The 13,540-nt window shown below is 69.7% G+C and carries 13 protein-coding genes and 1 pseudogene; 12 read left to right on the plus strand and 2 right to left on the minus strand.

The window, feature by feature from the left end; all coding sequences use genetic code 11:
* Positions 1-44: 44 nt before the first annotated feature.
* From AC6CH0_RS10765 to AC6CH0_RS10815, 11 genes are all read left to right on the plus strand, one after another.
* On the plus strand, positions 45-1,787 hold the full coding sequence (locus tag AC6CH0_RS10765) for a nitrite/sulfite reductase (RefSeq protein ID WP_498100546.1): 1,743 nt from the start codon (positions 45-47) through the stop codon (positions 1,785-1,787).
* Positions 1,784-2,602, plus strand: a complete 819-nt coding sequence (locus AC6CH0_RS10770) for a phosphoadenylyl-sulfate reductase (RefSeq protein WP_498100548.1) — start codon at positions 1,784-1,786, stop codon at positions 2,600-2,602. The genes AC6CH0_RS10765 and AC6CH0_RS10770 overlap by 4 nt, the downstream gene beginning before the upstream one ends.
* Positions 2,603-2,649: 47 nt before the next feature.
* On the plus strand, positions 2,650-3,597 hold the full coding sequence (gene cysD, locus AC6CH0_RS10775; protein WP_498101106.1) for a sulfate adenylyltransferase subunit CysD: 948 nt from the start codon (positions 2,650-2,652) through the stop codon (positions 3,595-3,597).
* Positions 3,597-4,913: a sulfate adenylyltransferase subunit 1 gene (locus tag AC6CH0_RS10780; RefSeq protein WP_498100550.1), complete on the plus strand. Its 1,317-nt coding sequence runs from the start codon at positions 3,597-3,599 to the stop codon at positions 4,911-4,913. Before cysD ends, AC6CH0_RS10780 begins: the two co-directional genes overlap by 1 nt.
* A gap of 50 nt (positions 4,914-4,963) precedes the next feature.
* A complete protein-coding gene (locus AC6CH0_RS10785) occupies positions 4,964-6,079 on the plus strand; it encodes an ABC transporter substrate-binding protein (protein ID WP_498100552.1) in 1,116 nt (371 codons plus the stop codon).
* A 5-nt stretch (positions 6,080-6,084) separates the two neighbouring features.
* Positions 6,085-6,828: an ABC transporter ATP-binding protein gene (locus AC6CH0_RS10790; RefSeq protein ID WP_498100554.1), complete on the plus strand. Its 744-nt coding sequence runs from the start codon at positions 6,085-6,087 to the stop codon at positions 6,826-6,828.
* On the plus strand, positions 6,818-7,834 hold the full coding sequence (locus AC6CH0_RS10795) for an ABC transporter permease (protein ID WP_498100556.1): 1,017 nt from the start codon (positions 6,818-6,820) through the stop codon (positions 7,832-7,834). The genes AC6CH0_RS10790 and AC6CH0_RS10795 overlap by 11 nt, the downstream gene beginning before the upstream one ends.
* A complete protein-coding gene (gene cobA, locus AC6CH0_RS10800; protein WP_498100558.1) occupies positions 7,831-8,739 on the plus strand; it encodes a uroporphyrinogen-III C-methyltransferase in 909 nt (302 codons plus the stop codon). The genes AC6CH0_RS10795 and cobA overlap by 4 nt, the downstream gene beginning before the upstream one ends.
* Complete coding sequence (locus AC6CH0_RS10805; RefSeq protein ID WP_498100560.1) at positions 8,736-10,163, plus strand: FAD-dependent oxidoreductase; 1,428 nt, start codon at positions 8,736-8,738, stop codon at positions 10,161-10,163. The genes cobA and AC6CH0_RS10805 overlap by 4 nt, the downstream gene beginning before the upstream one ends.
* Positions 10,160-10,510, plus strand: a complete 351-nt coding sequence (gene fdxA / locus AC6CH0_RS10810; protein ID WP_498100562.1) for a ferredoxin — start codon at positions 10,160-10,162, stop codon at positions 10,508-10,510. The genes AC6CH0_RS10805 and fdxA overlap by 4 nt, the downstream gene beginning before the upstream one ends.
* Before the next feature lie 129 nt (positions 10,511-10,639).
* On the plus strand, positions 10,640-10,993 hold the full coding sequence (locus AC6CH0_RS10815; RefSeq protein ID WP_498100564.1) for a hypothetical protein: 354 nt from the start codon (positions 10,640-10,642) through the stop codon (positions 10,991-10,993).
* A 43-nt stretch (positions 10,994-11,036) separates the two neighbouring features.
* Here AC6CH0_RS10815 and AC6CH0_RS10820 read toward each other — a convergent pair whose 3' ends face one another.
* Together AC6CH0_RS10820 and AC6CH0_RS10825 are read right to left on the minus strand one after the other, a co-directional pair.
* Complete coding sequence (locus AC6CH0_RS10820; RefSeq protein WP_498101108.1) at positions 11,037-11,456, minus strand: four-helix bundle copper-binding protein; 420 nt, start codon at positions 11,454-11,456, stop codon at positions 11,037-11,039.
* Positions 11,457-11,657: 201 nt separating this feature from the next.
* Positions 11,658-13,043: an MFS transporter gene (locus AC6CH0_RS10825; protein ID WP_498100566.1), complete on the minus strand. Its 1,386-nt coding sequence runs from the start codon at positions 13,041-13,043 to the stop codon at positions 11,658-11,660.
* Between the two features lie 252 nt (positions 13,044-13,295).
* On the opposite strand from AC6CH0_RS10825, the pseudogene AC6CH0_RS10830 reads away from it, so the two are divergent.
* A pseudogene (locus AC6CH0_RS10830) lies at positions 13,296-13,436 on the plus strand (DUF2269 family protein); the annotation flags it as partial.
* Between the last annotated feature and the right edge of the window lie 104 nt (positions 13,437-13,540).

Raw genomic sequence — 13,540 nt, forward strand, 5'->3', positions numbered from 1 at the left:
AGCCTCGGTCGAAACCCGCAACTCGCGGCGACCGAGGAGCAGACATGACGCAAGAGACGATCGAGGCGACGGCCCCACCGGCCGGGTCGGCGAGCCGCTCCGCCGCGCGTCCGCCCCGCCCGGCGAGCCGTCCGCACGGGCAGTGGAAGGTCGACGGCACGGCACCGCTCAACGGCAACGAGGAGTGGAAGCAGGTCGACAACGGCCTGAGCGTTCGCGACCGCATCGAGAAGCTCTACTCGAAGGGCGGGTTCGCGTCGATCGACCCGACCGACCTGCACGGCCGCTTCCGCGTGTGGGGCCTGTACACGCAGCGAAAGCCCGGCATCGACGGCGGCCGCACCGCGACGCTCGAGCCGCACGAGCTCGAAGACGAGTTCTTCATGCTGCGCGTGCGCATCGACGGCGGGCAGCTCACCACCGAGCAGCTTCGCGTGATCGCCGACATCTCGATCGACTTCGGTCGCGACACCGCCGACCTCACCGACCGCCAGAACGTGCAGCTGCACTGGATTCGCGTCGAGGATGTGCCCGAGATCTGGCGGCGTCTCGAGGCCGTCGGACTCGGAACGACCGAGGCCTGCGGCGACGTGCCGCGCGTGGTGCTCGGCTCGCCGGTCGCCGGCATCGCCGCCGACGAGCTCATCGACCCGACTGCGCAGATCGACGCGATCACGAGCCGGTTCATCGGCGATGAGACGCTCGCGAACCTGCCGCGCAAGTTCAAGACGGCCATCACCGGGCACCCGAGCCAAGACGTCGTGCACGAGATCAACGACGTCGCGTTCGTCGCGGTCGACCACCCCGAGCTCGGCATCGGCTACGACCTGTGGGTCGGCGGCGGGCTCTCCACGTCGCCGCGACTCGCCGAGCGCCTCGGCGTCTTCGTCGCCCCCGAGCGGGTGGCCGAAGCCTGGCACGGTGTCGCCCAGATCTTCCGCGACTACGGCTACCGACGCTTGCGCAACAAGGCGCGCCTCAAGTTCCTGCTCGCGGACTGGGGCACCGAGAAGTTCCGCCAGGTGCTCGAGACCGAGTACCTCGAGTCACCGCTGCCCGACGGGCCTGCGGCCCCCAAGCCGCTCGCGCACGGCGATCACGTCGGCGTGCACCGCCAGAAGGACGGCCGGTTCTACGTCGGCGCCACGCCGATCGTCGGCCGCGTCTCGGGGCCGACCCTCGCGAAGCTCGCCGAGCTCATCGAGGCGCACGGCTCCTCGCGGCTGCGCACGACGCCTCACCAGAAGATCGTGATCCTCGACATCCCCGAAGACCGCGTGGAGTCGCTCATCACGGGCCTCGACGAGCTCGGCCTCTCGGCCCGTCCGAGCCTCATCCGCCGCGGCACCATCGCCTGCACGGGCATCGAGTTCTGCAAGCTTGCGATCGTGGAGACCAAGGCGTTCGCGACGGCGGCCGTGCTCGATCTCGAACGTACGCTCGACGGCTTCGACCTGCCGCACCCGATCAGCCTGCACGTCAACGGCTGCCCGAACTCGTGCGCTCGCATCCAGACGGCCGACATCGGCCTCAAGGGCCAGCTCGTCATGAGCGACGCCGGCGAACAGGTACCCGGCTACCAGGTGCACCTCGGCGGCGGCCTCGCGACGGCCGATCGTGAAGAGGCAGGACTCGGCCGCACGGTCCGCGGACTCAAGGTCGAAGCCGACGGCATCGCCGACTACGTCGAGCGGGTCGTCAAGCGTTTCCTCGACAGCCGCGACGCCGAGGCCGACGAGACCTTCGCCGAATGGGCCCACCGCGTCGACGAGGAGGTCCTTCGATGAGCGCGCGCAACCTCGCACACTCCACCGGTCGAGGAGCGGGGCGTATCGAGATCAGCGCGCCGGGTCTCGATACGGTCGCTGCGCTCCCTGCTCGACCGACGGGCTTTCGCACGCACGACGAACTGCGCGCTCTCGCCGAGCAGGGCGAACGCGAACTCCGCAGCCTGGCGGCTGACGAGGCGTCCGCCTTCGAGGTCATCGCCTGGGTCGCGCGCAACTTCGAGACGGATGCCGCGGCCGTCGCCTGCTCGATGGCCGATGCCGTGCTCCCGCACGTCGTGGCCCAGTCGTTGCCGGGCGTCGATGTGCTCTTCCTCGACACCGGCTACCACTTCGCGAAGACCTACGAGACGCGGGACCGGGTCGCATCGGCGCTCGATGTGCGCGTGGTCGACGTGCTGCCCGAGTTGACCGTCCCCGAGCAGAACGCGAAGTACGGGCTCGACCTGTTCGCCCGCGACGCCGCGGAGTGCTGCGCCATGCGCAAGGTCGCACCCCTGCACGATGCGCTCTCGGGCTACGAGCTGTGGTTCACCGGCGTGCGCCGCGACGAGGCGCCCACCCGCACGAACACGCCGCTCGTGACGTTCGACGAGCGCAATGGGCTGGTCAAGGTCAATCCGCTTGCGGCGTGGAGCTTCGACGAGCTGATCGACTACTCGAACGCCTTCGGTGTCCCCGTGAACGAGCTCCTGACGCAGGGCTACCCGTCGATCGGCTGCGAGCCGTGCACGCGGCGAGTGGCCGAAGGCGAAGACCCCAGAGCCGGTCGCTGGTCGGGCCTCGACAAGACGGAATGCGGGTTGCACCTGTGAGCGAGACATCCACCGCCGCCGGTCGGGTAGCGAGCCACGGCGAGCGTATCGAGACCACACCGTCGGGTCTCGAGACGAGCGCTGAGCGCTCCACCCGACCAGCCTCGCTCTCCGCGCTCGACACGCTCGAGTCCGAGGCGATCCACATCATCCGCGAGGTCGTCGCCGAGTTCGAGCGGCCCGTGCTGCTCTTCTCCGGCGGCAAGGACTCCGTCGTCGTGCTGCACCTCGCCGCGAAGGCGTTCTGGCCGGCGCGCGTGCCGTTCCCGGTGCTGCACGTCGACACCGGACACAACTTCCCCGAGGTCATCGCGTTCCGCGACGAGACCGTCGCGCGCCTCGGCATCCGTCTCGAAGTGGCGTCCGTGCAGGACTACCTCGACGACGGCCGCCTGCAGGAGCGCGCCGACGGCACCCGCAACCCACTGCAGACGCAGCCGCTGCTCGACGCGATCGCCGCAGGCAAGCACGACGCCGTCTTCGGCGGTGCGCGCCGCGACGAGGACAAGGCCCGCGCGAAGGAGCGCATCCTGAGCCTCCGCGACGAGTTCGGCCAGTGGGACCCGCGCAACCAGCGCCCCGAGCTCTGGGACCTCTACAACGGCCGTCACACGGTCGGCCAGCACGTGCGCGCGTTCCCGATCTCCAACTGGACCGAACTCGACGTGTGGAGCTACCTCGAGCGAGAGCAGATCGCCCTGCCGCCGCTGTACTTCGCGCACGAGCGCGAGGTGTACCTCCGCGACGGCATGTGGCGCGCGGTGAGCGAGGTGTCGCCCGCCCGCCCCGATGAGGTCATCGAGCGCCGCGCAGTGCGGTACCGCACCGTCGGCGACATGAGCTGCACCGGCGCGGTCGAATCGGATGCCGCGACCGTCGCCGACGTCGTGCGCGAGGTCGCCACCTCGACCCTCACCGAGCGGGGCGCCACTCGCGCCGACGACCGTATCTCCGAGGCCGCCATGGAGGATCGCAAGAAAGACGGGTACTTCTGATGACGTCGACCGCCACCGAGAGCACCCTCTTCCGTTTCGCCACGGCGGGCTCCGTCGACGACGGCAAGTCGACGCTCGTCGGCCGCCTGCTGCACGACTCGAAGGCGATCCTCGCCGACCAGCTCGAATCGGTGACGCGAACGTCCGCCGAGCGCGGCTTCGGCGGCGAGCCCGGCGCGATCGACTTCGCGCTGCTCACCGACGGCCTGCGCGCGGAGCGCGAGCAGGGCATCACGATCGACGTCGCCTACCGCTACTTCTCGACGGGTCGCCGCTCGTTCATCCTCGCCGACTGCCCCGGGCACGTGCAGTACACGCGCAACATGGTCACCGGCGCCGCCACCGCCGACGCCGTCATCGTGCTCATCGACGCGCGCAAGGGCGTGCTCGAGCAGACGCGCCGGCACCTCGCCGTCGTGCAGCTCCTTCGGGTGCCGCACGTGATCGTGGCCGTGAACAAGATCGACCTGCTCGACTACGCCGAATCGGCGTTCGCGCCGGTCGCCGCCGAGGTCACGGCGCTCACTCGCGAGCTCGGCCTTCCCGAGGCGCACGTGATCCCGGTCTCGGCGCTCGCGGGCGACAACATCGTCGAACGTTCCGCGAACACGCCGTGGTACGAGGGACCGAGCCTGCTCGAGTTGCTCGAGACGCTGACCTCCCTCGACGAGCTCGAGTCCGAGCTCGAGGCGCTGCGGATGCCGGTGCAGCTCGTCATCCGCCCGCAGGGCGCCGTGGCGCACGACGTCGACGACCCAGAGCTCTTCCGGGACTACCGGGCGTTCGCCGGGCGCATCTCCTCGGGAACCGTGCGTCTCGGCGACGAGGTGCAGGTCTTTCCGGGCGGTGCCACGACCACCGTCGTCGGCATCGATGCCGGATCGGCCGAACTCGCGTCGGCGTCGGCGCCGCAATCGGTCTCGCTGCGGCTCGCCGACGAACTCGACGCCGCGCGCGGCGCGGTCATCGCGGCGTCCGGCTCGTTGCCTGCGGCGCGACGCGAGCTCGAGGCGTCCGTGTTCCAGCTCGACCCGAGGCCGCTCGCGCCCGGTGCGCGCGTGCTCGTGAAGACCGGCACGTCGACCGTGCAGGCGATCGTCACCTCCATCGACGGCCGCCGCGACCTCACCACGCTCGGGCTCGACCCTGCCGATCGCCTCGAGGTGAACGACATCGGTCAGGTCTCGCTCAAGCTCTCGGCCGAGCTTCCCCTGGAGGCCTACGCCGACCATCGCCGTGCGGGCGCGTTCCTCGTGATCCACCCGCAGGACGGCGCGACCCTCGCGGCCGCGATCGTCACCCAGCCCGTCGCGTGAGCGACGAGCATTCCGACTCATCCGCGAACCAGCACCGAAGGAGCAGCAGCATGAACGCGACATCCCGCGTCCGCACCCGCATCGGCCTGGTGGGCGGCATGATGCTCGCCGCAGCCATCGTCGCCGCGGCCGTGCTGGCGCTGAGCGGCTGCGCCGCTGCCGCTGCCGGCCAGACCGGTGAATCATCCGCCTCGACGGGCCCGGCCGATGAGCTCCGCCTCGGGTACTTCGCCAACGTCACGCACGCGCCGGCGCTCGTCGGCCTCGAAGAGGGGCTCTTCGCCGACGCGCTCGGTGAGACGACCCTCACGACGCAGGTCTTCAACGCCGGACCAGCGGCGATCGAGGCGCTCTCGGCCGGCGCGATCGACGCGACCTACATCGGCCCCAACCCGTCGATCAACACGTACATCCAGTCTGCCGGGCAGTCGGCGCACATCGTCGCGGGAGCCGCGACCGGCGGTGCAGCACTCGTCGTCCGCGAGGGCATCGACTCGGCCGCCGACCTCGAGGGCACCACGCTCGCGACGCCGCAGCTCGGCAACACGCAGGACGTCGCGCTGCGCTCCTGGCTCGCCGATGAGGGCTTCGAGACCGACACGACGGGCGGCGGTGACGTGCACATCACGCCGACCGAGAACGCCCAGACGCTGACGCTCTTCCAGCAGGGCGGCGTCGACGGTGCCTGGCTCCCCGAGCCGTGGGTGTCGCGTCTGCTCGCCGACGGCGGCAACGGCGCACACGTGCTCGTCGACGAGGCCGAGCTCTGGGACGACGGAGCATTCCCGACGACCGTGCTGCTCGTGCGTGCGGAGTTCCTCGCTCAGCACCCCGAGACGGTGCGGGCGCTGCTCGACGGCCACGTGGCATCCGTCGCCTGGCTCGACGAGCACGCCGAGGAAGCGCCGGGCGTGATCAACGCGGCACTCGAGGCCGAGACGGGCAAGCCGCTCGCCGACGCCGTGATCACCCGCGCACTCGAGTACGTGAGCTTCTCGGTCGACCCGCACGCCGAGACCTTCGAGGCGCTCGTGGAGAACGGCCTCGAGGCCGGCACCCAGAAGGACGGCTCGATCGACGGACTCTTCGACCTGCGACTCCTCAACGAGCTGCTCGACGCCGATGGGGCCGAGCCGGTCTCTGCCGGCGGACTGGGCGAGGAGTAGAAGCCATGAGCGGGCAGACGGCCATCCGCATCGAGCAGCTGGGCAAGCGTTTCGGCGCAGGACCGCTCGTGCTCGACGACGTGAACCTGTCGATCGAATCGGGCGAGTTCGTCTGCCTGCTGGGCGCCTCGGGTTGCGGCAAGTCCACGTTGTTGAACCTCATCGCGGGACTCGACCGGCCAACCTCGGGCACCATCGATGTGCCCGCCGAGGGCGCAGCGGTGATGTTCCAGGAGTCGGCGCTCATGCCGTGGCTCACCGCGCGACAGAACGTCGAGCTCGCGCTGCGGCTGCGCGGCGTGCCGCGCAGCGATCGTCGCGGGCAGGCGCTCGAGCTCCTCGACACCGTGAACCTCGCGGATGCCTCGGAGAAGCGGCCGCACGAGCTCTCGGGCGGCATGCGGCAGCGCGTAGCGCTCGCCCGCGCCCTCGCCCAGGACCGGCCGGTGCTGCTCATGGACGAGCCGTTCGCCGCGCTCGACGCGATCACCCGCGACCTGCTGCACGAGGAACTCGAACGCGTGTGGCGCCGCACCGGTCGCACGATCGTGTTCGTGACGCACAACGTGCGCGAGGCGGCCCGACTCGGGCAGCGCGTGGTGCTGCTCTCGAGCCGCCCCGGCCGCGTGGCCGGCGAGTGGCGCATCGCAGAGACCTCCGGTCGTCGCATCGAATCGCCCGAGGTCGCCGCGCTCTCGATCGAGATCACCGAGCAGTTGCGGAAGGAGATCCGCCGCAATGCCGCATGACACCGCAACCCCCGCCGATCGAGGCTCGGGTCGAGTAGCGATGCAGGAGCGCATCGAGACCGAGACGGAGGAGCGTATCGAGACCGCCGCTGGTCTCGATCCGCTCGCTGGCGCTCCCGACTCGACCGGCGGAACCGGCCAGACCGACGACCTCCGCAGCCTCGAGGCGGGTCTCGACCGCCTGCAGACCGATGACGCGCGCGTCACGAACGCGTGGAGAACCTTCACCACGAGCGTGCTGCCGCCGATCGTCTTCGTCGTCGCGCTCATCGCGGCCTGGCAGATCTACGTCTGGATCGTCCAGCCCCGCCCCGACATCGTTCCGAGCCCGATCAGCGTGGTCACCGCGATCGGCGACGCCTGGCAATCCGGCCGCCTGCAGACCGCGGTGCTCACCAGTCTCGAACGCGGCGTCTTCGGGTTCCTCATCGCGGTCGTCGTCGGCACACCCCTCGGGCTGCTCCTCGCCGAGGTCAAGCCGCTGCGCCGTGCCGTCGGCCCGATCATCTCGGGTCTGCAGGTGCTGCCGTCGGTCGCCTGGGTGCCGGCCGCGATCCTCTGGTTCGGACTCACGGATGCCACGGTCTACTTCGTCGTGCTCATGGGCGCCACCCCGTCGATCATCAACGGCCTCATCGCGGGGGTCGAACAAGTACCGCCGCAGCTGCGGCGCGTCGGTACGGTCCTCGGCGCCGGACCAGCACGGCTCGCCACGCTCGTGGTGCTCCCGGCCGCCCTCCCCGGCTACGTCGCGGGCCTCAAGCAGGGCTGGGCGTTCTCGTGGCGCTCGCTCATGGCCGCCGAGATCATCGCGACGGGCGGCACGATCGGCTTCGGGCTGGGCTCGATGCTCGACCAGAGCCGCGAGCTCGCCGACCTCGCAAGCGTGCTCGCCACGATCCTCGTGATCCTCGCCATCGGCATCCTGATCGAGCTCGTCTTCTTCGCGCCACTCGAGCGACGGATGCTGCGCCGCCGCGGCCTGCTCCAGGGAGGCACGCGATGACGGCCCGCCGCCGGTCGAGTAGCGCCGAAGGCGCGCATCGAGACCAGCCCACGAGGTCTCGATACGGCGCTGGCGCGCCTACTCGATCGACGGGTACCGTCACCCTCGTCGGCGCGGGACCCGGTGATGCCGGCCTGCTCACGATCCGGGGCCTCCGCGCGCTCGAGGCGGCCGATGTCATCGTCGCCGACCGGCTCGGCGCGCGCGGCGTGCTCGACGGGCTCGCCGCCGAAGGGGTCGAGCTCACGGCCGACATCGTCGACGTCGGCAAGCTGCCCGGCCACCACGCCGTGCCGCAGGACGCCATCAACGCACTGCTCGTCACGCTCGCGCGCGACGGCAAGCACGTCGTGCGCCTCAAGGGCGGGGACCCGTTCATCTTCGGTCGCGGTGGCGAGGAACTCGCGTTCTGCCGCGATGCCGGCATCGACGTCGCGGTCGTGCCCGGCATCACGAGTGCGATCTCGGTGCCGGCGATCGCCGGCATCCCGCTCACGCACCGCGGGCTCGCGACGACGTTCACCGTCGTCACCGGGCACGAGCAGATCCGGGCGCTCGGCGGCGGCCGCGACCACACGGTCGTGCTGCTCATGGGAATCGGCACCCTCGCGAACTCGGCGATCACCCTTGCGCGCAGCGAGCGCGGCTCCGACTGCCCGGTCGCGATCATCGAAGACGGCTACGGGCCGGGCCAGCGCGTGACGGTGGGAACCCTCGACACGATCGCGCTGCAGGCGGCCCGCCGCGGCGTCCGTTCACCCGCAGTGGTCGTCGTCGGTGATGTCGTCAGGCTCAGCCCGTATGCTTCCGAGCTGTGGAATGAGCCGGTCGAACTCCGTGTCCCCGGTCCGCCTTCGGCGAGCTCATCCAGCACACACCCCCATCGAGAGGCCCAGCAGCAATGACCCGTTCCCTTCGCGTCGCGATCGTCGGAGCCGGCCCCGCCGGCATCTACGCCGGCAACATCCTCAATCGCCAGGTCACCGAGGCCGGCGGCGAGGTCGCGATCGACCTGTTCGAGTCCCTGCCCGCCCCATACGGACTCATCCGCTACGGCGTCGCGCCAGACCACCCGCGCATCAAGGGCATCGTGAACTCGCTGCACGAGATGCTCGACGCCGGCACGATCCGATTCATCGGCAACGTCGAGGTCGGCAAGGACCTCACGGTCGACGAACTGCGTGAGCGCTACGACGCGGTGATCTTCGCGACGGGTGCGCTGAAGGATGCCCCGTTGAACATCCCCGGCATCGAGCTGCCCGGCTCCTACGGTGCCGCAGACTTCGTGGCGTGGTACGACGGCCACCCCGACGTGCCGCGGGAGTGGCCGCTCGAGGCGCGGTCGATCGCCGTGATCGGCAACGGCAACGTGGCGCTCGACGTCGCTCGCGTGCTCGCCAAGCACCCGAGAGACATCCTGTCGACGGATGTCCCGGCCAACGTCGTCGCCGGCCTCGAGGCGTCGCCCGTGACCGACGTGCACGTGTTCGGCCGTCGCGGCCCGGGTCACGTGAAGTTCACGCCGATCGAGCTGCGCGAACTCGGCGAGGTGCCCGATGTCGATGTCGTGGTCTACGACGACGATTTCGAGCGCGCCGCGAACGATCCGCACGCCGAGGCGCTCTTCGCATCGAACAACCAGGTCAAGGTCATGACCCGCACGCTGAACGGCTGGCGCAAGCCCGCCGACCACGAGTACACGGCGTCGCGTCGGTTGCACCTGCACTTCCTGCACACGCCGGTCGAGGTGCTGGGTACCGACGCGGTCGAGGGCGTTCGGTTCGAGCGCGCGCGTCCGGTGGGCGACGGATCGGTCGAGGGCACGGGCGAGTTCGTCGACGTGCCCGTGCAGGCGGTCTACCGCGCGGTCGGGTACGCGAGTTCGCCGATCGACGGCGTGCCGTTCGACGAGCGGGCAGCGGTCGTTCCCAACGCCGGCGGTCGGGTGACCGATGCCGCGGGTGCTCACCTCGCGGGTGTCTACGCCACAGGCTGGATCAAGCGCGGCCCCGTCGGCCTCATCGGCCACACCAAGGGCGATGCGCTCGAGACCATCACGAACCTGATGGCCGATGCCGTGGCGGGTGCGCTCCCCGCCCCGCTCGTCGACGCCGCCGGCGGTGCCGAGGTGTTCGAGCTGCTCGAGTCGCGCGAGGTGGCGTTCACGACGTGGCAGGGCTGGCTCTCCCTCGATGCGCACGAGCGCGAGCTCGGCGAGAAGTTCGAGGCTCCCGAGCACTACGCGGGCGTCGTGCGCGAGCGCGTGAAGGTCGTGCCCCGCGACGAGCAGGTCGAGATCTCGCGCTCCGGCGCGCTGGTCGGCTCGTGACCTACGTCATCGCGCTGCCCTGCGTCGATGTCAAAGACCGTGCGTGCATCGACGAGTGTCCGGTCGACTGCATCTACGAGGGTGAGCGTTCGCTCTACATCCACCCCGACGAGTGCGTCGACTGCGGCGCCTGCGAACCGGTCTGCCCGGTCGAGGCGATCTACTACGAAGACGACCTGCCCGACGTGTGGGCCGACTACTACAAGGCCAACGTCGAATTCTTCGAGCTCTCCCACGCCGGAGGCCCGGCACTCGGCTCACCCGGCGGCGCCGCGAAATCGGGCGTGCTCGACTACGACCACCCCGTCATCGCGGTACTGCCACCGCAGGCCGACGGCGCCCACTGACGGCGAGTGCGTGCTGGCGCCCTCCCGCGACTGACGGGCGCACGAGAGTGTTTCCGCGTGTGACGGGGACCCGCGACATCCGCTCGATGCGCGCGTAACGTGGCCCGCATCCAACTCCGAGGAGCCCTCATGTCGCACCGCGAACCGCACGCCGCAACCGAGCCGCACACCGGCACGGTCATTGGCATGCGCGGGTGCGAGGTCGCAGCGGAGTGCCGAAGCGATCGGCCCGGCCACCGTCTGCACGCGATGCAGGAGCGCCTCGCGACGACCACGGCGAGCAAGTGGGTCGACGCGATCGTCGTCGACGCGAACTCGGACGGCTTCGTCACCGTCGCCGAACTGTCGAGCGATGCGCTCCGACGGGTCTGGCACCATGACGCCTTCGAAGGTGCGCTCAGCGTCGGCGACCCGGTCGCGGTGCACGGCGTCTACGGCGTGCTCGCGCACGGCGAACGACGATTCAGCGTCGCGGCCGCCTGAATCGGGGCCCCACGAACGGCGGCCCGAAACGAGCCGAACCTGCTCACGCCATCGGCATCGCCTCGCTCATCGAGCCCATCATCTTCTCCATCGCCATGACGGCCTGATCGCACGCCATCGCGCACATGCGGCAGTGCTCGCTCATGTCGGCGTGCATCATGCACTCCGTCGAGCAGGCCCGGGCCATCATGACGGTCGACTGCATCATCGACATCATCACGTGCATGTCCCAGCCGTGCATGCGCAGCATCATGCGCATCATGGTGTCGCACATGTCGGCGCAGTTCGCACAGAGGCTGGCGCACCGGCCCATGCCCTCGCCCGCGTCGGCGTCGGCGCACATGAGGCACGCCTGCATGCACGCGGAGAGGGCCTCCATACACTCCTGCATCACCATCGGATCCATGTCCTGCATGGGCATCTCCGACGATGACATCGCGCCCTTCATCATGTCCATCGTCATGTTCACGCTCGACCGCCGTCCTCGGGCGCCGAGCGTCGACGGTGCGCCGGCGGATGACTCGGCAGCCCTGTTCGCAGCCATGCTACGCCGGGCGGCTCGGGTCGAGAAGGGGTGCGTGTGACGATCGCATGAACGAATGCGGCCGACGACCGAGGGGCGGATGCCGCAGCATCCGCCCCTCTGATTCGCCGTGCGTGCCGGCTACAGCACCGCGGACGCCTCGATGCCCGCAGCCTCGTAGTCGACGTCCTTCGTCTCCTTCGACACGAGGAGCGCGATGAGCGTGAGCACGGCCATCACCGAGAGGTACACGCCGACCCAGAACGGGCTGCCGCCGCCTGCCGCCCAGAGTGCGGTGCCGATGAATGGAGCGACGGCGGCACCGAGAATCGACGACACGTTGTACGAGATACCCGAGCCCGTGTACCGCACATTCGTCGGGAACAGCTCGGGCAGCAGGGCCCCCATCGGACCGAACGTCATGCCCATGAGGGCGAAGCCGATGATGAGCCACGCCATGACCCCGACGAAACCGGCGCCGAGGAGCGGTACCCAGGCGAGGCCGAACACGATGATGCCGAGCGTCACCCAGATCAGCGTCTTGCGGCGTCCCCAGCGGTCGGCCCACGGGCCGGAGAGCAGGGTGAAGATGCCGAAGAACACGACACCGCCGATGAGCATGAGCACGAACGTCGTGTACGAGTACCCGAGACCCGCGATCGGTGCGTCGCTCGGCTTCGTGCCGTAGCCGAGCGAGAACGTGGTCATCAGGTAGAAGAGCACGTATGTCGCCAGCATGAAGAACGTGCCGAGGATGAGCTGCTTCCAGTAGTTCTTGAAGACGCTCGCGAGCGGGAGCTTCGCGAGCTTGCCCTGCTTCGAGGCGTTCGAGAACGCGGTCGACTCGACGAGTCGCAGTCGCACCCAGAGACCCACGACGACCATCACGGCCGAGAACAGGAACGGAATCCGCCAGCCCCAGTCGAGGAACGCGTCCGAGGGCAGCGAGGAGTTCGGGTCATCCGCAGGCAGCAGCGCAGCGATGATGAGGAACAGCCCGTTGGCGATGATGAAGCCGATCGGTGCGCCGAGCTGCGGGAAGGTGCCGTACCAGGCGCGCTTGCCCGCCGGCGCGTTCTCGGTCGCCACCAGGGCGGCACCCGACCACTCGCCGCCGAGGGCGAAGCCCTGAGCGATGCGGAGGATCACGAGCAGTAGCGGTGCGAACCAGCCCACCATCAGGTAGGTCGGCAGCAGGCCGATGAGGAACGTCGCGATGCCCATCGTCAGCAGCGCGCCGACGAGTGTCGCCTTGCGCCCGTGCTTGTCGCCGAGGTGTCCGAAGATGACGGCGCCCACCGGGCGCGCCACCATCGCGGCGCCGAACACCGCGAACGACTGCAGCAGTGCGGTCGTCGGGTCGCCGGTCGGGAAGAACAGGTGCGGGAAGACGAGCACGGCGGCGGTCGCGTAGACGTAGAAGTCGTAGAACTCGATCGTCGTGCCGATGAGGCTCGCGAAGATCACGCGGCTGCGGGGGTTCGCAGGGGTGGTGGGTGCGGCGTGGGCCGCGGTGGATGTGGACATCGCTGGCGAGGACTCCATGGAGAGTGTGCGGAACGCTGGCTTCCGTGGCGCGCGTCGGTCTGGCGTGAGCGCGGAGTCAGTGGGTGGGAACCGTCGCTTGTGGCAACCGAAACAGCCTACGTGCCGCTCGCCGGCGGATCCGGACGCCTCAGCACCCCTGCGCCGAACGGCGGCATCGACGCGGCGAACGGCGCGTCGCGATGCATCGAACGACGGATGTCGCGGCATCCGCGCCGTCGTCAGGCTGACCCCATGGATACGCTGTTCAGCATTCTGCACGTCGTCGGCGCCGTCTTCATCGCCGACGAGAAGTACGGCCTGTCGTTCACGACACCGTGGATCCTCTGGTCGATCATCCTCTACGCCATCGCGTTCGCGCTGACGATGTTCGTCGTCGTGCCGTCGATGAAGAAGGCTGCAGCGGCACTCGGTGCGAGCGACGGTGCGGATGCCGCGGCGACCGGCTACCCCGCGATCGCAGCGGGCAGCGGGCAGCG

It is taken from the genome of Agromyces sp. GQ35 (assembly GCF_059758475.1).